Genomic DNA, 18,019 nt, shown 5'->3' on the forward strand with positions numbered 1-18,019 from the left:
GTTCCCGCTCGCACCGGTCAGTGCAGACTCGGGGCGACGGACGATTCGAGCGCAGGTACTCTGCCCCCGTGCGCGAATCGACGACTGGGACCCCCGACTGGACTACCGACACGTGGCTGATCGCAGGAGGGCGAGACCGCACCCCCGGCGAGCCGTTGAACGTTCCACCCGTGTTTGCCTCAAACTTCTACCTGCCCGACGATCGCCTGTACAGCCGATCCGATGGGACCCCGACCACCGACGCACTCGAAGACCTGCTCGGCGGTCTGGAAGATGGCCGCGCGTTGGCCTTCGCATCTGGGATGGCAGCAGCGGCCGTCATCTTCCAGCGACTTCACGTCGGTGCAACGATCGCTGTCCCCGAGGACCCCTACCACGGCGTCGCAGGCATCGTCGCCGAAGGCGAAGCCCAAGGTCGATGGACGGTGCGCCGTCTCGACCAGGCGGACACTCCCGCCTGGCTCGATGCGATGCGAGAGTGCGATCTCGTCTGGCTGGAGACCCCGGAGAACCCGCTGATGACAGTCGCCGACCTCCCCGTGATCTGCGGTGCTCCGCGGGGCGACATGACGCTAGTCGCTGTCGACAGCACGTTTGCGACGCCGCTGAATCAACGACCGCTCGACCTCGGCGCCGACGTGGTCATGCACTCGGCCACGAAGTTCATCGGCGGACACTCAGACCTGCTGGCAGGCGTGTTGATCACGCGCTCAGCCGAACTCCACGACGAGTTCCATCACCGCCGACTCCTCCACGGTGCGACGATCGGCGCGATGGAGGCATTCCTGACGATTCGAGGTGCGCGAACGATGAGCCTTCGCGTGGAGCGCGCCCAAGCCAACGCAATGGAGTTGGCCCAGCGGCTCGAACAGCACCCCGAGATCACCCGGGTGCTGTATCCGGGCCTCCCGAGCCACAGCACGCACGCCGTCGCTGCGACGTTCATGTCCGGCTTCGGCGCCATGATGTCGTTCGAGACCACCGGGTCAGGCGACCGAGCGACCGAGGTCTGCGCCCGCGCCGAACTGATCAATCACGCGACATCACTCGGCGGTGTCGAGACGACCATGGAGCGTCGAGCCGCGATCCCCGGTCAGGAACGCATCCCGCCGACGTTGATTCGCCTCAGTGTGGGGTGTGAAGACGTCGACGACCTCTGGGCCGACTTCAACCACGCCCTCCGCCCCACCTGACGACAACCGGCAGAGACAGAATCGTCAGCTGTACACCATCACGCCGCGGATGTTCTTGCCCGAGCGCATGTCGTCGTAGCCGTCGTTCACACCGTCGAGCGTGTACTCCTTCGTGACGAGGCCATCGAGGTCGAGCTGGCCTTCACGGTAGAGACCGAGCAGCTTCGGAATGTCGGCTCGGGGGTTACCCGAACCGAAGATCGAACCGACGACCTGCTTCTCCATGAGTGTGAGGTCGAGCAGGCTGACGTTTGCCGACATCTCCATGGCAGGGTGGATGTTGGTGACGACGACGCGGCCACGCTTGGCAGTGAGTGCCAGCGCCGAGGCGAGCAACTCGCCCGAACCGACACCCATGGTCATGACGACCTTGTTGGCCATGGTGCCCCAGGACGCTGCACCGATCGGCTCGACGGCTTCTTCCATCGAGGCCGCCGTGTGGGTGGCGCCGAATTCCATTGCCTTCTCACGCTTGGACTCGACCGGGTCAATCGCCCAGATCTGCTTGGCGCCGGCGAGCTTGGCGCCCTGAATCGCGTTGGCGCCGATGCCACCGACTCCGACGACGGCGACCACGTCACCCGGCTGCACCTCGGCGGCATAGACCGACGAGCCCCAGCCAGTGACCACGCCGCAACCGAGCAGGCAAGCACGGCTGAGCGGCACGTCCTTCTCGATCTTGATACAGCTCGCCTCGTTGACCACGGTGTCGTGGGCGAATGTGCCGAGCATGCACATCAGCTTCAGGTCCTCACCATTCGCGGCATGGTGACGCGAGGTCATGTCGGATGCCTGGAGACCGGCAGCCATGATCGCGCCCAGGTCACAGAGGTTTTGGTGACCGGTCGAACAGCTCGGGCAGCGGCCGCAAGATGGGATGAAGCCGAACACGACGTGGTCGCCTTCTTCGAGCCAGCTGACTCCCGGGCCAACCTTGGTGACGACGCCGGCGCCCTCGTGGCCACCGATGATCGGCAGCTCGAACGGTAGATCGCCGGTGACGAGGTGTTCGTCAGAGTGACAGAGGCCAGAGGCGGCCAGCTTGACCATCACCTCACCTTCCTTCGGATCATCGAGTTCAATGTCCTCGACGGCCCACGGCTTGTTGACTTCCCAGAGAATGGCGGCTTTGGTCTGCATGGCGCGATCGTAGGCCATCCTCCCCCGCCGTGTGCCACCGGGCACTGCACGTACAACCGCGGCCGTACGCACCGAGGATCCGTGCCCCAGACAACTCGGTGACAGTGAGCTGACACACTGACTTCAATGGACGAATCCGATTGCTCCGACAACGCCGCAGGCTTCGGCGATCTCGACATGGAAGCGATGCAGCGCGAAGCGATCGCCGGGCTCGTGCGCGAGCTCAGCGACGACGACCTCCATCACGTCGCTGACCTCATCCGGCAGCTCCAGACCGAACGGGCCATCGCCGACGGCGACCATGACGCAATCATCAACGCAGCGTTCGAGATCGGCTTCGGACGCGACGGTCTCGGTGTGCTTCCCTGGGTCGAGGGCAACCTCATCATCTGTCCAGGCGGCATGGTTTCCAAATCACGGGCGAGTCACCGATGTCGATTCGTCAGTGTCGACGACTGCTGGGTCTGGGACAGCGGAATGCTGCTGCGCGAAGACAAACGGTCGTCGCCCGGCACCGACGAGGGGTTTCGCGCCATTGCGCTGCTCCCATTGGTCAACGGTCTTGAACTCGATGTCGTTGCCGGCCGCGCCAGGCAGGGGCAGCACTCAGTCGAACACGTCGTGAGCTACGCGGTCCGTGGCGGCGAACTCGTCGAGGTCAGCCAACGCACGGTGAACGCAAACCACGGCGGCCGCCAGATCTAACAGCACTGCTCAGCGTGGCAGCACCCAAATCTCGATGTAGTCAGCTACGGGCAGCCAACGATCGATCGAGTCGTCCAGGTCGCCTTGGCTGATGCTGTTGATCAGCTCGGCTTGATTCTCAAAGTCGGCCAGACTCGGGTTGCCCGCAGGGTCGGTCAGCACATTGAGAATCTCGTCGTTGAGTTGCTCGTTGCTGAACAGTTCCAGCTCGTTGCCGACCGTGCTGATCGCGGCCGCGTACTCAACATCGGTGACGCCGTTGGCGCGCAGGTCGGCCACCTGCTCCAACACCGCGATCGACACGTCTTGGACGCGGTCGGGGCCAGTGGAGACGGACAGGAATGTCTCGGCCAACGGAGTGGCCCCGCCCGTCAGTTCGATTGCCGCGAAGGGTGAGTACGACTCGCCCAGTTCCTCGCGAATCACGTCGGTGAGGCGGGCGGTGATCACTTGCTGCAGCAGTCTGGCGACGACGTCGTCTCGGCGCTCGATAGTGCCGTCCCCGGTAAAGAGGAACGTGACGCTTGCCTGATCGCCTTCGCCGGCCTGTGTCGTGTCGACAATGGCTCCGGCGGGCGGCAGCGGTTCGGCGAAATCGACGGACTCGACGCGACCCGTCGCCGGCAGCGTGCCGAGGTAGACGCGTGTCAACTCGGCTGCTTCAGAGATGTCGAAGTCCCCGTTGAAGGAGAATGCCCAGTCCGACGCGTCGCCAAACCGGTCGCGAAACACCGCTTCGACCTGCGCCGGCTCGACCGATTCGAGATCGTCGACGCTGAGGAGCTGGTATCGCGGATCGGTGTAGCGCGTCTCGGTCAGCAACTTGAAGCGCGCGTAGTTCGGATTGATCGAGGGATCCTCGGCAAGCGGCAGTTCGTTGTCGATGTACTGCTCAAGGGCCACGGGATCGACGCGCGGTTCGGTCATCACCAGGTGGATCAACTGGAACAGTGTCTCCATGTCGGTCGTCGCAGCGGACCCGTTCAAGCCCTCGGTGAAGACATCGATTGTCGCGTCGAGGACCACTTCTTTGTCCGCCAGGAACGCATCGATTGCGACCGGGTCGAACGACCCGACCCCGCTGTTCTCGACGACGTTCTCGGCAACCGCTGCGGCCGCGACATCTGTGTCGTCAAGCACCGTCGACCCTCCGGGGCTCCGGCCTTCGAACATGACCACGCCGTCAGTGATCGGGGTGTTGTTGAACGCGACGCTGACACCGTTCGGGAAGGTGAGCAGCGCCGGTTCGAAGAAGCTGATGACCGTGCCATCGGCGAGCTGTGTCACACCGATCTCATCGACCGGCGCTGGTGGCGTGAGGAGAGAGTCGCCGATCGCAGCAGCATCGGGTCGCGGCTCGACCTGACGCGATGACGCGTTTTCAGCCTGGGTGACGAACACGTCAGCCGCGGGTACGTCGCCGATCTCATCGGCAGGCGCCGTGACGAAGATGTGTGGCCCCGCAGCCTCGTAGCGGGTCACGAACATGTATGCGAGCGTCTCGGGAGTGGCGCGGTCGAGCACGGCGGTCACGTAGTCGAACCAGCGCTGAGCGGTCGGCAACGACTCTCCCTCGAGGACGTGGCGGACGTACTCATCGGCGTATGAGGCGTCCTGGCGCGAGTCGCGGCCATCGAAGTCGACTTGTGCGGCGCTGCGGCGAGCAGCGACGGAACGGTCGACCTCGTCCTGGGTGAAGCCATAGCGCAGCACTCGCTCGTACTCGTCGAGCACCGCCTGTGTCGAAGCTTCGAGGTCCGCTCCGTCAGCGGAGACGAAGATCTCGGGAGCATCGAGCAGGCGGACGAACCCACTGCCATCGACCGCGGCATCGTCGAACGGCGCCTCACCGCGCAGGGCATCATTCGCCAGGCGTGTGCCGATGATCTCGAAGGCGAGTTCCTGGTAGATGTCGCGTTGTACGACCGCCTCGCGGGAGCCGGACAGGTCGCGCGCGAGCGGGAGTGTCACGAACGCAAAGCCCTCTGAGACGTCCGGATCGTCGAACACCACCGCCCGCGCGTCGGTCGCAGGTTCGACGACCAGGTCGACGCGCTCGGGCGAATCACCTCGCGCATCCGCTGGCTGAAATCGTTCGACAATCTGGCGTTCGATGTCAGCAACATCGATGTCACCGACGACCACGACGGCTGCATTGTCCGGTCGGTACCAATCGTCGTAAAAGGCCCGCAGCGGACCGTCCGTGGTCGAACTGATCTCGTCGTCAGTACCGATCGGCTTGCGGTCCTCATAGGGCGACCCATCGAGAAAGAACCGCTGGATCTCGTCGAAGACTCGACCGTTGACGCTCTGCGCCGAGCCGCGCCATTCGTCGAGTACGACACCGCGCTCGGCCAGGACCTGGTCAGGATCGATCGTCGCTGCCGACAGCCATTGCTGCAGCACGTCGAGACCCGTGCTGACGGTCGACGGATCCGCCGTCGGCATCGTCAACTGGTACACGGTTTCGTCGTAGCTCGTGTATGCGTTGATGTCCGCACCAAAGCTGGCGCCGAAGCTACGCAGGACGGCGATGAGTTCGTTCTCCGGAAACTGCTCGGTGCCGTTGAACAGCATGTGTTCAAGGAAGTGAGCGCCGCCGCCCTGATCAGACTCTTGGAGTGCTGAGCCCGCGTCGATGCTCAGCCGCATTTCGACGCGGGCACCAGGATTGTCGTTCCGGCGGATCAGGTACCGCAGTCCGTTGTCGAGCGTGCCCAGCGTGATCGCCGGGTCGATGTCAGCGAGCGCAGGGAGCCCATCGGGGTCAGGTGCCACGATCGGCGTGGATGAGCCGTCGTTGACCGTTGGTGTGCCACCTGGGGTTGTGGTGCTGTCCGGAGGTTCGGTGGTCTCCGGTTCATCGATCGACGGCGTCGAGTTGCTCGACTCTTGGGTGACGCCCGACGATGAGGTGCACGCCGCGACGAGCAGACACGTCGCCACTCCGAAGGCGGTCGATCGTGCAACGGAACGACGACAGGATGGACCAGAGCGAGCGCCGAACATGATGCGGAGGCTAGATCCCGCCTCTCTGTCTTCGGTCAAACGACACCAGCGCCACGCACGACGAGCGGGAGACTGAAACCCGCGGCAGACTACGTCTCGTGGATTTGCCGCCCCCTGAACCGGCGCCGACGAACAACTTGCTGGCACCCGCCACCTCGGCTCGCGCTGATCTCCCCGCGCCAACATCGACCGCACCCAGCGTGCTCTCATCTCCACTTCGGGTCACCGGATTGACCAAGTCGTTCGGCACCAAGCTGGCGATCAACAACCTCTCGTTCGCCGTGCCGCAGGGCGCCTGCTACGGATTGGTCGGCCCGAACGGCAGCGGGAAGTCGACCACCATGCGCACCGTTGTCGGCTTGGTTCGACCCGACGCCGGTTCCATCGAGGTGTGCGGGATCGATGTCGCGCACGACGTAATGGCGACTCGACGCGCCATGGGGGTCATGCTCGATCCGCTCCAGCTGTTCGACCGGCTGACCGCGTGGGAGTTCGTCGACACCATCGGCGTGCTGCGCGGTCTTGACACTGCCACTGTTCGCGATCGAGCGACCGAGCTGTTCGACGTGCTCGATCTCAGCGAAGATGCACGTCGACCGATTGCCGGCTACAGCCACGGCATGCGGAAGAAGACAGCGTTGGCGGTGGCCATGCTTCCCCGCCCACAACTGGTGATGCTCGACGAGCCGTTCGAGGGTGTCGATCCGGTGTCGACTCGCGCCATGCGGCGCATGCTCGACCGCTTCCGATCCGGCGGCGGAACCGTGGTGCTCTCCACGCACGTGATGGACATCGTCGAGCGAGTGTGCGACCACGTCGGCGTCATCAACCGCGGCCAGCTCGTGGCATCTGGCCCGATCGACGAACTCCGCGATGGCCGGCGGCTCGAGGACGCATTCATCGACGTCGTGGGCGCCACAGACATCGACGACAGCGCCCTTGACTGGCTCGACCGTTGAAGATCGGGTCCGCGCAACTCGGGCGGCTCTTTGCCCGTCTGCGCTGGCGCATGCTGCGCGGCTCACTGCGCACACCCGGGGCCCAACGGTGGACCGTGCTGATCGGGTTGCTGGCCTCGGTGTTCCTGGGCGTGACGGGTGCTGTGGGACTCGCCGTCGCGGGTCAGCTCGCTGAAGACGGCACCGCACTGTTCGTGATCGCTGCAACCGGGATCACCCTCGCGGTCGTTGCGCTCGGCGTGGTCGCGGGCATCAGCCAACCGATCGATCCGCGTGTGCTTGCGACCGAACCATTGTCCGACAGACAGCTTGCAACCGGCCTCCTCGTCGGTTCAGCCTCCGGCCCACCCGGCCTCTCGGGTGGCCTCGTCGCGTTCGGAATGTTTGTTGGCGGCGTCCGCGGCATCTCCTCGGTGCCCGTTGTCGCCCTCGCTTCCATCGCCTTCGCAGCCACCTTGTTGCTGGCCTCGAGATCGACGATCAACGCCCTTGGCCTGTTCGCGACGCGTTTCCCGCGCGCAGGTCAGATCGTGGTGGGCATCATGAGCCTCGTCATCTACGGCGGATTTCAGTTCGTACCTCGCCTGGCCACCGGTTTGGACGGCAACGAACAACAACGCATCGCGTCGGTGCTGCAGTACACGCCGCCTGGTCAGCTCGGCCGGGCCATCGAGAACGCCGATCAACACCCACTCGCGGCAGTCGGGCACCTTGTGCTTGGGGCGCTCTGGCTTCCTGCGCTCGGCGCACTGTTCGTGTGGACGACGCGGGCACTGATCGTCGCGGTGCAGCGTCCCGATGCCACAGGTGCTGACCGATCATCGAAAGGGGCGGCTCGACGTCAACCGATTCGATCTCTGGCCCGCTGGGCCTGCGGGCGCGGAGCGATGGGCGCGTTGGCATGGCGCAGCGTGCTCACCCGGTTACGCACGCCCCGCACAGCGCTCGAAACCTTCACCGGGGCTGGCGTCGGTTTGGCCATCGTCCTCGTGCCGGCACTCCTGCGCGACGAGGTCGGCGCGGGCGCCGTGCTCGTCGGTGGTGCCGTGCAGCTGGCCGTGTTGTTCATCGCCGGCAACTCCTTTGGCTCCGACGGCCCCGCTCTGAGCAACGAACTGCTGTGCGGTGTCGACCCGGTGCTGTTCGTGCGCGCCAAGGCACGTTCGGTCCTCGTTGTCACTTCCCCCTTGGTCGTTGTCGGCCCACTGCTCGCCGCCTCGGTGAGCGGCGAGTGGCGATATCTGCCGGCGGGCTTCCTCGTCGGCGCCGGCGGACTGCTCGCAGGAACGGGCGGCGCGATGGTGCAGTCGACAATCGTCCCGATCGCCATCCCGGAGGGCGACAACCCGCTGGCCGGCGGCGACTCCGGCAAAGGGTGTCTTGCCGGCCTGATCCTTGCTGCGGTCGTCATGTCGCTCGCCGTCGTGACGCTGCCCGTTGCGCTCGGCTTGTTCTGGGCTGTCAGCTTCGGTTCGCTCTTCTGGGTGACCGCCTTTGCCGGCGCCACCGTCGCTGCCGGTGCGGGCGTTCTCGAACTCGGCATTCGGTACGCCACACGCCACTGGCGTCGCAGCGAGCCCGAGATCTACGCCGCGGTGATCCCGACCAGTTAGTGGTCTACCGAGAGGTGCTCGACGCTGTCGCCGACGCGCACCTCGCCTGGACGAGCGACGATCGCGCCGATCGAAAGAAAGGTGTCACGCTCAGCGTTGATCTGCTTGAGTAGCTCGATGTCGCGATCGAGACCGGGCTGCGGACGGGTGACCATGACACAGCGATCGATCTGCTTGCACACCGCCAACTCGGCGCCGTCGTCGCCACCGAGACGAATGTGGTCCCCGACGAAGTCGTCTTCGCCGGATCCATCCACGACGATGTTGGTCCGAAAGCGGCGGATGTCCCAGTCGCCGAGCGATCCGGTCGAGACCAGAGACAGTCGGCTCCACTTTGAGTCGTGCCATGCGCCTTCCGGACCGGTCCACGACACCCAGTTCGCGTCGTTCTCGAAGTCGATCGGCGCCTCATAGGTGCCTCCTTCGTCACCCGCCTTGCGGAGTTGAACTTCCTGACCGAGCCAACGCGAGAGCGCGGCGCTGGCAGAGCGCTCGTCGACATCACCGGTCTCAGGCAGCGTGAGCATCAGCTCGCCGTCTTCGATGCGCGCCGACGCAAAGAGCAGTTGAGGCGAGCGGCGAGCCGTGAGGACCGTTCCCGTGGCAACGTCGAAGACACCCCAACCTCGATCACCAACGATGCCCAGCTCGTCGATGGACGCTGATTCGAGCTGCTCGCCTCCAATCGACTTCACCGGATAACGCCAGAGCTGAGTGACCTGCATCCACTCCAAGGTAGGCGAACGTCCGGTCCCATTCTGTCGGTGGAGAATGCGACTGCGTCTGGCCGCATCAGACCGGGTTGGGTAAACTCCTTCGATGAGCGAACCCACCGACACGATCAGCCAGGCCGACGTCGACGAGGCTGGCGCCGCGCCGACCAATTCCGCCGTTGAGCTGAACGAAGAGCTGCTCGTCGAGGAGATCTCCATCGACGGCATGTGCGGCGTCTACTGAGCCCACGAAGCATCTCAGTCAGAATTTCATGCTCGACGCCACGCTGACCCTGCATCCACAGGTCGCGCTGCGCCCCGAACCTTTCGGCGCGCTGGCGTACCACTACGGAAACCGCAAGCTGATCTTCCTGAAGCACCCCGACGTGGTCCGCGTCGTCGAGTCCCTCGATGGCACCGCAACGGTTGCCGAGACCCTTGCCGCCTGCCACATCGACGAGGCCCGTTGGCCGTCGTTCGAACAGGCACTCACCAACCTGCAGACATCGGAGATGCTCCAATGAGCAAGACCCAACTCGTTGAACAGCTCAAGGGCGGCCTTGATGCCCCCATTTGCCTGACCTGGGAACTCACGTACGCGTGCAACCTCGAATGCGTGCACTGCCTGTCGTCGTCAGGGCAACGCGACCCGCGGGAGCTCACGACCGACGAGGCCAAGGCGGTACTCGACGAGCTGCACGACCTCCAGGTCTTCTACATCAATATCGGCGGCGGCGAGCCGATGATCCGGCGCGACTTCTTCGAGCTGCTGGAGTATTCGATCGGCCGCGGCATCGGTGTGAAGTTCTCCACGAACGGTGCGTTCATCGACGCAACCAAAGCCAAGCGCCTCACCGAGATGGACTATCTCGACATCCAGATCAGTCTCGATGGCACCGACGCAGTCACGAACGATGCGGTCCGCGGCGAGGGCTCGTACGACACAGCGATCGCAGCGATGCAGCACTTGCAAGACGCCGGGTTCGGCGAATTCAAGATTTCCGTCGTCGTCACACGCCACAACGTCGATCAGCTGGACGAGTTCAAGGCGCTGGCCGACGAGTACGGCGCACAGCTCCGCATCACCCGCCTGCGTCCGTCAGGCCGCGGTGCCGACAGCTGGCATGACCTGCATCCGACACAGGCACAGCAGCGACAGATCTACGACTGGCTCATCCTGAACGGCGAGAACGTACTCACCGGCGATTCGTTCTTCCACCTGAACGCGCTCGGCGAAGAGCCCCTGCCCGGCCTCAACATGTGTGGCGCAGGCCGCGTGGTGTGTCTCATCGACCCGATCGGCGACGTGTACGCATGCCCCTTCGTCATCCACGACGAGTTCAAGGCCGGGTCAGTGCGCGACGAGGGCGGATTCAGCCACGTGTGGAAGCAGAGTGACCTGTTCACAGAGCTGCGCGAGCCGCAATCTGCTGGTGCTTGTGCCTCATGCGGCAGCTACGACGCCTGCCAGGGCGGTTGCATGGCCGCCAAGTTCTTCACTGGCATCCCGCTCGATGGCCCTGACCCTGAGTGCGTGAGCGGCCACGGTGAAGCTGCGCTGCTCGCGGCGTCGTCAATTCAAGCTCCGAAACCGATGATGGATCACTCCAAGCCATCACGCGTCGCGGTCACGATCGGCCGCCGCTAACGACGACTTGGTGCCAGGCACCAAGTCGTCTCGTCAGTCCAACGTGAGGTCGTGTTGATACGACTTTTCGAGTGTGGTGCGCATCCGGTCGCCCTCCAGGCCCAACTGGGTGCTCGCAATTTCGGCGAGATCAGGCGTTGCGGCATGTCCGACCCACGACTCGACGTTCCACACTTCGCCACGACGGAAGGCCTTGGCGCAGTGCACGTAGAGTTCCGCCACCTCAACGACGATTGCAAGCTTGGGCCGACGCAGTTCGGTCGTGAAGCTGTCCAGCACGGACGAGTCAGTCGTGAGCATCGCTGGACCTTTGATGCGGAGTGTCTCGTCCTTGCCCGGCATCACCAACAGCAGTCCCACGTACGGATGTCTCACGATGTTTTCGAGGCTGTCGAGCCGATTGTTGCCGTTCAGGTCAGGAATCGCGACGTGGCGGTCGTCAAGTCGTTGGACGAAGCCGGGCGGACCACCGCGCGGTGACGTATCAATGGATCCCGCGCCGTCAGTGGTCGAGATGACCACGAATGGGCAGCGGTCGACGAACGCTGCGGACGACTCGTCGATCGTGTCAAACACTTTGTTCGCAGCAACGGCGCTCGGCTCGCGATACATCTCGCGCAATCCATCGATGTCGTTGATGCGGTTCATGATCTCCATCTGCTGAGCTTCTCACAGCGGCTGGCCCTCCGAGGGGCGTCAGGGAGCGATGACCGCCGGCGGGGCATCGTCGGTGACGAACTCGACCTGCTGCACTGCCCGGGTCATCGCGACGTACAGCAGGCGGGCGCCGCGCGGCGTGGGAGTGCTGCCACCCTCGTGCAGGATGGCGTGCGGGTTGACGACGATCACCCCATCGAATTCGAGGCCTTTCACAGCTTCCGGGCCGAAGATCGGAATCTGGCTGCGGTCCAACTCATGCACGTGATCGGTCGCGCTCAGATCATGTTGGGCAAGTGCAGTCGCAATGGCATCGTGCAGTTCGAGGGGGGCGACAACACCGGTGTTCCTGTGGCGTGACTTCATCGCCACAACGGCTGCGGCGGTCGCAGCCGGTAACTCCGTCGAGGCGCTGCGGTGCCAACTCGGCGCTGCCCCGGCGAGGCGCACGCTCCTACTCTCGGTGGCGTCAACAGCGGTGAGTGGCAGGAGACGATTCGCCACCGTGAGGATCGGTTCAGGCACGCGGTAGCCGATGGTGAGATCGGCAATCGTGCCATTGGTTCCGGCCGGACCAAGGTGGGCGAAGACCTCGGACCATTGTTCCTGGCCCGCAGGCGTCGTCGATTGAGCAACGTCGCCGACGAGCGTCATCGAGGTCGACGGGCTGCGACGACCGATCACGCGCAACGCCACAGCGGAGTGATCCTGAGCCTCGTCGACAATCACGTGCCCATAGGTGAAGGGCGACCCGTTCAGGAGCGAGTTCGCTTCGTCGATGAGTAGTTGGTCGGCGCTCGTCCAAGCGCGCTTCTTTCCTTTCGGGCCGGCCACCATGTTGTCGACGAGTTTGGTCGGCTTCTGCGTTGGCCACGCCTTGTTGATGGCCGTCTTCAGCGGGCCCGCGCTCGACCACGCTGCGTCCTCTCCGGTTCGTTGCAGGAGCGCTCGTTTCGCCAGAGCCGTGACACGAACACGCCGCTCGTTGATGGGACTCGTCCCGCCCTTCGCAGTCTCGAGCCAGGTTGAGATCTCATCGACGGTGAAGATGTGATTGCGTGCACCGATCGGCACGGCAACGTCGTCGGGCGGTGGCTGAATCGCGGCGAGCGCAGCCGTTTCTAGGTCGCCCAGCCGGTCGGCGGAACCCTTCCAACGTGCTGACTCGACGTCGTCGACCAGGGTGACCTCGACACGCGGGATACAGAGATCGTCGATTGTCGATTGACGAACGCTGCGCTCGCCGAGTGACGGCAACACGTTGCCGATGTAATCGAGGAACGCCCGGTTCGGGCCGACAACGAGCACCCCGTCGCGTGCGAGACGACCGCGATGTTCGAACATGAGATAGGCGGCACGGTGCAGTGCGACAGCGGTCTTGCCGGTTCCTGGCCCGCCCTGCACGATGAGGACCTGATCAATGTCGGAGCGGATAACGACGTCCTGTTCGCCCTGAATCGTGGCGACGATTTCGCGCATCTCACCACTGCGCTCGGCACCGATCTCAGCGAGTACCGGGTCAGGGATGCCACCGGCGACGTCGCTCCCGTCAGGGTCATCGAGTTGTTCGTCGAGATACGCGATGAGTTCGCCGTCGTCCAGCGTGAACCGACGCCGAAAATCAACACCGAGCGCGTCGACCGCAGTCGCGCGGTAAAACGGCGCGGCAATCGGGGCACGCCAATCGACGACCACGGGGTCATGGTTGTCGTCCTCGATGTGCCGTCGGCCGACGTACCACCGGTCGACACCGCCGCGATCGTCCCCACAGTCGATTCTTCCGAAGAAGTCGCCAGCACCGGGCCCACCAAGATCCTCAATGGCATCGGCGACGGTGACTTCGATGTATTCCTTCGTGATCTCATCAGCCGCGCTCTCAGGATCGACTGCGGAAAGCCGCTCAACCATCCGACTCCGCGACTGTCGCGAGAAGGCGAGGTGGGCCTGCTCCGCGGCGAGATCGGGAAACAGTTCGGCGTCCACAGGGCAAGCGACGCTACCCGATCCCATCATCGGCACCCTCCCACCCTTCGGCGGTCGACAGTGAGGTGTGAGCCGGGTCGCGGGATCCGACGGCGGACGTGCAAAGATCCCGCACTGTGTTGGCGGTACTGCTCATCATCGTGTCGTACGTGCTGGGCACGTTCCCCAGCGCGATCCTCATTGCGCGCGCCAACGGCATCGAGATCTCTTCCTTCGGCTCGGGCAACCCGGGAGCGTCGAATGTCACTCGCGCCCTCGGTTGGAGGAAAGGCATCTGGGTCTACATCCTCGACGCGCTCAAGGCTGCAATCGCCACTGGTCTCGGGCTTGGCATGGGGTTCGACTGGGCTGGCACGGGTCGCCCGCTTGCCTACGCCTGTGCCGCAGCGGCGATTCTCGGCCACATGTTTCCGGTCTTCCGCCACTTCAAAGGCGGCAAAGGTGTGGCGTGCGGGTCCGGCGTGATCATGGTGTTACAGCCGGTGCTCGGCCTCGCCATTCCGGTGGTGTGGTGGACCATCAGCAAAGTCACCGGCAAAGCCGCCGTCGGGTCGATTGTGACCGTTGCTCTGGTTCCCCTCGGGCTCGCATTGCTCGGACGGCCGGCCTGGGAGTTCGTTGCGACGGCCGGATTGTCGGCGCTCATCCTTGTCAAACACTGGCGAAACTTCGGCCGGCTAATTCGGCGCGAAGAACCCTCGCTCCGCGACACTTAGCACGTGATGCAACTGCTCTCACCGCTCCACATCGGCGATCGCACGGCTCCCAGCCGAGTGATGTTCGGTCCCCACGTCACCAATCTCGGCGCGGACGACCGCAGCCTGACCCGTCGGCACACCGCGTACTACGAGCGGCGCGCCAGCGGCGGCGCCGGCATCGTGGTCGTCGAAGGCGCCTCGGTCCACCCGAGCGACTGGCCGTACGAGCGCGCACCCCTGGCCGCAGAGTGCACGGACGGGTGGTCAGCAATTGCCGCCGCCGTGCAGGCTCACGGCGCGCTGGCCGTTGCCTCCCTTGACCACGCGGGCGGGCAAGGATCCTCGGCATACAGCCAGGCGCCCCTCTGGGCGCCGTCGCGTGTCCCCGAGGTGAACGCCCGCGAGGTGCCGAAGTGGATGGAGGCCGATGACATAGACGCAGTCATCGCCGGTTTCGTGGCCGGTTCGGCTCGCGCCTGTGCTGCGGGAATGGACGGCGTCGAGATCAATGCCGGTCAGCACAGTCTCGTTCGCCAGTTCATGTCTGGGCTGACCAACCATCGCGACGATGAGTGGGGGACGGACAAACTGCACTTTGCGCGCCGAGTGATCGAAGCCATCCGGGCAGGCGGCCTCAGCGAAGGATGCGTCCTCGGACTGCGGCTCTCTTGCGATGAGCTCGCCCCGTGGGCCGGCATCACCCCTGAGATGGCTCCGGCCATCGCGGTCGAACTGGCCGCCGCCGGCCTCGACTACCTCGTCGTCACACGTGGCTCAATCTATTCGGTCGAGAAGACGCGACCCGATTTCCATGAGGGCACCGGATTCAACATCGAGGTGTGCCGTGCGGTACGCGCTGCGCTCCGTGCTGCGGGGCACGAAATCCCCGTCTTTCTCCAAGGGTCGATCGTCGAGTTCGGCCAGGCCGAATGGGCGCTGGGCGGCTACGACGACGATGCGCTCGCCGATGGCATCGAGATGACGCGGGCACAGATCGCTGACCCCGACCTCGTCACGAAGTTGCGCCACGACGCGGGCGACCAGGTCCGGCCGTGCACTCGCTGCAACCAAACCTGCCAAGTGCGCGACGCACGAAATCCGATCGTCACCTGCGTCGGTGAACCGACAAGCGGCCGCGAGACCGAAGACCCTGACTGGTACGAACCGACATCGTCGCCGCAGACCGTCAACGTCATCGGCGCAGGGCCGGCCGGCCTCGAAGCGGCTCGTGTTGCACTGTTGCGTGGACACCGAGTCCAGCTCATCGAACGCTCCGACGCTCTTGGTGGGGCCGCCGCAGTCGCTGGTCCTCACGGCGAACTGATCGAGTGGTATCGACGTGAGCACGAGCGACTCGGCACGCCGATCCACACGGGCGTGATGAGCTTGGACGACGACCCCAACGCGGTGTGGGTGCAGTGCACCGGAGGCCAGCCCGGACGGCGTGACTATTCGGTCGCCGACGATGCCGTGCCACTCCTTGACGTCCTTGACGTCCGGCGTGGCGCTGAACTGCCAGAGGGAATCATCGTGCTGCTCGACTTGATCGGCGGACCGATTGCCGTCTCGCTTGCCGAGGAACTTGGGGACCGCGCGGTGCTGGTGACCCAGGACAACATTGCCGGCAACGAATTGTCTCGCACCGGCGACCTGGCCCCCGCCAACTCACGCCTCGCTCAGCAGGGCGTCACTATCGAGCGACGTTCCATCGTTCGTGCGATCACGGCCGAGGGCGCAGTACTCGAAGATCGTTTCAACGGTGAGCGTCGCACGATCGCCTGCGCAGCCGTTGTCGATTGCGGATTTCGGCTCCCGACCGACCCGATCGATGGGGTGGCGCTGCGCGCCGGCGACGCGGTGGCGCCACGAACCGTGCACGAAGCGATCCTCGAAGCCCGCCGCGTCGCCCACTCGATCTAACAACGCCCGTTTGCGTCCGGATTTCTGCGGACCGGTCCGCAGAAATCCGGACGCAGACGACGTCTCAGGCGGGAACGCCGTCGGCGGCAAAGAGCGCCGGCCAGCCACCGGTGTGGACAAAGACCACATCGCTGTTGCCAAAGCGTCCCTCGTCCGCCAGGCCGAGCGCACCGGACAGACCCTTGCCCGAGTAGGTCCGGTCGAGCAGCCATCCGCCGTTCGTTGCCGCCCAACGGATCGCCTCATCGCCCGCCTCGGCCGGCACGGCGTAGTCGTCGCCAATCCATCGGATGTCGACTTCGACATCGGCCGGATCGACCCGGACATCGGGCAACTGCATCAGGTCCAGCGTCTCATTGGCCAGCTCTGCCACGTCGGGCCTGCCAATGTTCACTCCCTTGGCCACGCCGATACCGATGACGTCGGGCACGACCCGACCAGCGGCAATGAGCGCGGCCCGTCCGGCAAGCATGCCTGCATGCGTGCCACCGCTGGAGGAGGTGAACACCACCGTGGAGGGCATCATGAGTCGGTCAGCGCACTGATCGACCAGTTCAACGAAACCGGCCGCGTACCCGAGCGCACCAATGGCAGTGCTGCCGCCGATCGGAATCGAGTACGGCTCGAGCCCCCCGTCCGCGAGCTGGTTGGTCAGCGCCTCGCGCGCAATTTCCAGTTCGCCCCAGTGACTCTCGGCGGCGCCGGTGAAGTGCAGCTGTGCCCCGAACAGCGACGACAACAGCTGATTACCGGTCGCCGTCTCAGGTTCATCACCCGCCAGAATCAGGTGGACTTCCATGCCGAGTCGGGCCCCAGCTGCAGCGGTCATTCGACAGTGATTCGACTGGGCAGCGCCGACGGTCACCAGCGCTCGGGCGCCGACACGCTGGGCATCACCACACAGGAATTCGAGCTTGCGAGCCTTGTTGCCACCCCCACCCAGGCCAGTCAGATCATCCCTTTTCACCCAGAGTCGAGCGCCGCCACCGACGATCGGGCCCCGCTCGAGCGCGGTCGGAGTCGTCGCAAGGGAGGCTCTGTCGAGGTGCTCGAACATGACTGGCATGCTAGGCACACATGTCAATGACCACGGACTGGAACCCGCTACTACGTGATGAATTCTCGAAGCCCTACTGGGTCGACCTGCAGGCGTTCATCGCTGAAGAACGCGCTGAGCACTCGGTGTACCCGCCTCACGACGAGGTGTTCGCCGCACTGCGCCTGACGCAGCACAGCGACACCAAGGTGATGGTGTTGGGCCAAGACCCCTACCACGGCGCCGGCCAGGCGCACGGCCTCGCCTTCTCGGTCCGCCGAGACGTGCGCATTCCACCGTCGTTGCGGAACATCTATACAGAACTCCACGATGATCTCGGCATCCCCATCGCCGATCACGGCAACCTCGAACGTTGGGCACGACAGGGAGTGCTGCTCCTCAACACCACGCTGACCGTTCGCGCCGGCCAGGCCGCATCGCATCAGAAGCACGGCTGGGAGGAGTTCACCGATCAGGTCATCCAGACGGTCAACAACAAGACGGAGCCCGTGGTGTTCATGCTGTGGGGCAATGCGGCACGACGCAAGGCCGACCTCATCGACGTGCAACGGCACACCGTGATCGAATCGCCACACCCCTCACCGTTCAGCGCACGCAACGGCTTCTTCGGCAGCAAGCCGTTCAGCCGGGCCAACGCTGCATTGATCGCTGCGGACCGCGAGCCGATCGATTGGCGAGTCGACGACTTGGCTGATCAGGTGCCGGAACAGGCAGACTGACCCAT

Annotated in this window: 16 protein-coding genes; 10 read left to right on the forward strand and 6 right to left on the reverse strand. The window is 64.6% G+C overall.

Features of this window, described 5'->3' with window-relative positions; genetic code table 11:
- The first annotated feature begins 68 nt into the window (after nucleotides 1-68).
- Complete coding sequence (locus tag ACH2DW_RS06485) at nucleotides 69-1,193, forward strand: trans-sulfuration enzyme family protein (RefSeq protein WP_394928910.1); 1,125 nt, start codon at nucleotides 69-71, stop codon at nucleotides 1,191-1,193.
- Between the two features lie 24 nt (nucleotides 1,194-1,217).
- On the opposite strand, the gene ACH2DW_RS06490 is transcribed toward ACH2DW_RS06485, so the two are convergent.
- A complete protein-coding gene (locus tag ACH2DW_RS06490) occupies nucleotides 1,218-2,333 on the reverse strand; it encodes an NDMA-dependent alcohol dehydrogenase (protein ID WP_394928911.1) in 1,116 nt (371 codons plus the stop codon).
- A gap of 126 nt (nucleotides 2,334-2,459) precedes the next feature.
- Here ACH2DW_RS06490 and ACH2DW_RS06495 point away from each other — a divergent pair, with 126 nt between their 5' ends.
- Nucleotides 2,460-3,038, forward strand: a complete 579-nt coding sequence (locus ACH2DW_RS06495) for a hypothetical protein (RefSeq protein WP_394928912.1) — start codon at nucleotides 2,460-2,462, stop codon at nucleotides 3,036-3,038.
- A 9-nt stretch (nucleotides 3,039-3,047) separates the two neighbouring features.
- On the opposite strand, the gene ACH2DW_RS06500 is transcribed toward ACH2DW_RS06495, so the two are convergent.
- Nucleotides 3,048-6,047 (reverse strand): M16 family metallopeptidase, encoded by a 3,000-nt coding sequence (locus ACH2DW_RS06500; RefSeq protein WP_394928913.1) that lies wholly within the window; start codon nucleotides 6,045-6,047, stop codon nucleotides 3,048-3,050.
- A 98-nt stretch (nucleotides 6,048-6,145) separates the two neighbouring features.
- On the opposite strand from ACH2DW_RS06500, the gene ACH2DW_RS06505 reads away from it, so the two are divergent.
- Nucleotides 6,146-7,006 (forward strand): ABC transporter ATP-binding protein, encoded by an 861-nt coding sequence (locus tag ACH2DW_RS06505; protein WP_394928914.1) that lies wholly within the window; start codon nucleotides 6,146-6,148, stop codon nucleotides 7,004-7,006.
- Entirely contained in the window at nucleotides 7,003-8,619 is a 1,617-nt protein-coding gene (locus tag ACH2DW_RS06510) for a hypothetical protein (protein ID WP_394928915.1), read from the forward strand. Before ACH2DW_RS06505 ends, ACH2DW_RS06510 begins: the two co-directional genes overlap by 4 nt.
- On the opposite strand, the gene ACH2DW_RS06515 is transcribed toward ACH2DW_RS06510, so the two are convergent.
- Nucleotides 8,616-9,344, reverse strand: coding sequence for an MOSC domain-containing protein (locus ACH2DW_RS06515; protein WP_394928916.1), 729 nt, complete (start codon nucleotides 9,342-9,344; stop codon nucleotides 8,616-8,618). The two genes, ACH2DW_RS06510 and ACH2DW_RS06515, sit on opposite strands and share 4 nt — an antisense overlap.
- A gap of 94 nt (nucleotides 9,345-9,438) precedes the next feature.
- Between ACH2DW_RS06515 and mftA the strand changes: the two genes are divergently transcribed.
- From mftA to mftC, 3 genes are read left to right on the forward strand one after another with little or no spacing between them, the layout of a single operon-like run.
- Complete coding sequence (mftA, locus tag ACH2DW_RS06520; RefSeq protein WP_394928917.1) at nucleotides 9,439-9,576, forward strand: mycofactocin precursor MftA; 138 nt, start codon at nucleotides 9,439-9,441, stop codon at nucleotides 9,574-9,576.
- Nucleotides 9,577-9,604: 28 nt separating this feature from the next.
- Entirely contained in the window at nucleotides 9,605-9,856 is a 252-nt protein-coding gene (gene mftB / locus ACH2DW_RS06525; RefSeq protein WP_394928918.1) for a mycofactocin biosynthesis chaperone MftB, read from the forward strand.
- Nucleotides 9,853-10,980 carry a mycofactocin radical SAM maturase gene (gene mftC, locus ACH2DW_RS06530; protein ID WP_394928919.1) on the forward strand — a complete coding sequence of 376 codons (1,128 nt, stop codon included), beginning with the start codon at nucleotides 9,853-9,855 and terminating at the stop codon, nucleotides 10,978-10,980. The genes mftB and mftC overlap by 4 nt, the downstream gene beginning before the upstream one ends.
- A gap of 33 nt (nucleotides 10,981-11,013) precedes the next feature.
- On the opposite strand, the gene ACH2DW_RS06535 is transcribed toward mftC, so the two are convergent.
- Nucleotides 11,014-11,637 carry an MSMEG_1061 family FMN-dependent PPOX-type flavoprotein gene (locus tag ACH2DW_RS06535; protein ID WP_394928920.1) on the reverse strand — a complete coding sequence of 208 codons (624 nt, stop codon included), beginning with the start codon at nucleotides 11,635-11,637 and terminating at the stop codon, nucleotides 11,014-11,016.
- Between the two features lie 39 nt (nucleotides 11,638-11,676).
- A complete protein-coding gene (locus ACH2DW_RS06540) occupies nucleotides 11,677-13,620 on the reverse strand; it encodes a HelD family protein (protein WP_394928921.1) in 1,944 nt (647 codons plus the stop codon).
- Between the two features lie 116 nt (nucleotides 13,621-13,736).
- On the opposite strand from ACH2DW_RS06540, the gene ACH2DW_RS06545 reads away from it, so the two are divergent.
- A complete protein-coding gene (locus tag ACH2DW_RS06545; protein ID WP_394928922.1) occupies nucleotides 13,737-14,336 on the forward strand; it encodes a glycerol-3-phosphate acyltransferase in 600 nt (199 codons plus the stop codon).
- Between the two features lie 6 nt (nucleotides 14,337-14,342).
- On the forward strand, nucleotides 14,343-16,238 hold the full coding sequence (locus tag ACH2DW_RS06550) for a mycofactocin system FadH/OYE family oxidoreductase 1 (RefSeq protein WP_394928923.1): 1,896 nt from the start codon (nucleotides 14,343-14,345) through the stop codon (nucleotides 16,236-16,238).
- Nucleotides 16,239-16,302: 64 nt separating this feature from the next.
- On the opposite strand, the gene ACH2DW_RS06555 is transcribed toward ACH2DW_RS06550, so the two are convergent.
- Nucleotides 16,303-17,295, reverse strand: a complete 993-nt coding sequence (locus ACH2DW_RS06555) for a 1-aminocyclopropane-1-carboxylate deaminase/D-cysteine desulfhydrase (protein WP_394928924.1) — start codon at nucleotides 17,293-17,295, stop codon at nucleotides 16,303-16,305.
- Nucleotides 17,296-17,315: 20 nt separating this feature from the next.
- On the opposite strand from ACH2DW_RS06555, the gene ung reads away from it, so the two are divergent.
- Nucleotides 17,316-18,014 carry a uracil-DNA glycosylase gene (gene ung, locus ACH2DW_RS06560; RefSeq protein ID WP_394928925.1) on the forward strand — a complete coding sequence of 233 codons (699 nt, stop codon included), beginning with the start codon at nucleotides 17,316-17,318 and terminating at the stop codon, nucleotides 18,012-18,014.
- Nucleotides 18,015-18,019 lie beyond the last annotated feature (5 nt).

Origin of the sequence: uncultured Ilumatobacter sp., assembly GCF_963980585.1 — a bacterium.
In the GTDB taxonomy this organism is placed as follows: domain Bacteria; phylum Actinomycetota; class Acidimicrobiia; order Acidimicrobiales; family Ilumatobacteraceae; genus Ilumatobacter_A.

Bases quoted from the DNA above. Each gene is read 5' to 3' on its own strand.
- ACH2DW_RS06500 (WP_394928913.1), bottom strand. From the start codon at position 6,047: ATGTTCGGCGCTCGCTCTGGTCCATCCTGTCGTCGTTCCGTTGCACGA.
- mftA (WP_394928917.1), top strand. From the start codon at position 9,439: ATGAGCGAACCCACCGACACGATCAGCCAGGCCGACGTCGACGAGGCT.
- ung (WP_394928925.1), top strand. From the start codon at position 17,316: ATGTCAATGACCACGGACTGGAACCCGCTACTACGTGATGAATTCTCG.
- ACH2DW_RS06555 (WP_394928924.1), bottom strand. From the start codon at position 17,295: ATGTTCGAGCACCTCGACAGAGCCTCCCTTGCGACGACTCCGACCGCG.
- ACH2DW_RS06490 (WP_394928911.1), bottom strand. From the start codon at position 2,333: ATGCAGACCAAAGCCGCCATTCTCTGGGAAGTCAACAAGCCGTGGGCC.
- ACH2DW_RS06550 (WP_394928923.1), top strand. From the start codon at position 14,343: ATGCAACTGCTCTCACCGCTCCACATCGGCGATCGCACGGCTCCCAGC.
- mftB (WP_394928918.1), top strand. From the start codon at position 9,605: ATGCTCGACGCCACGCTGACCCTGCATCCACAGGTCGCGCTGCGCCCC.
- ACH2DW_RS06515 (WP_394928916.1), bottom strand. From the start codon at position 9,344: ATGCAGGTCACTCAGCTCTGGCGTTATCCGGTGAAGTCGATTGGAGGC.
- mftC (WP_394928919.1), top strand. From the start codon at position 9,853: ATGAGCAAGACCCAACTCGTTGAACAGCTCAAGGGCGGCCTTGATGCC.
- ACH2DW_RS06495 (WP_394928912.1), top strand. From the start codon at position 2,460: ATGGACGAATCCGATTGCTCCGACAACGCCGCAGGCTTCGGCGATCTC.
- ACH2DW_RS06535 (WP_394928920.1), bottom strand. From the start codon at position 11,637: ATGGAGATCATGAACCGCATCAACGACATCGATGGATTGCGCGAGATG.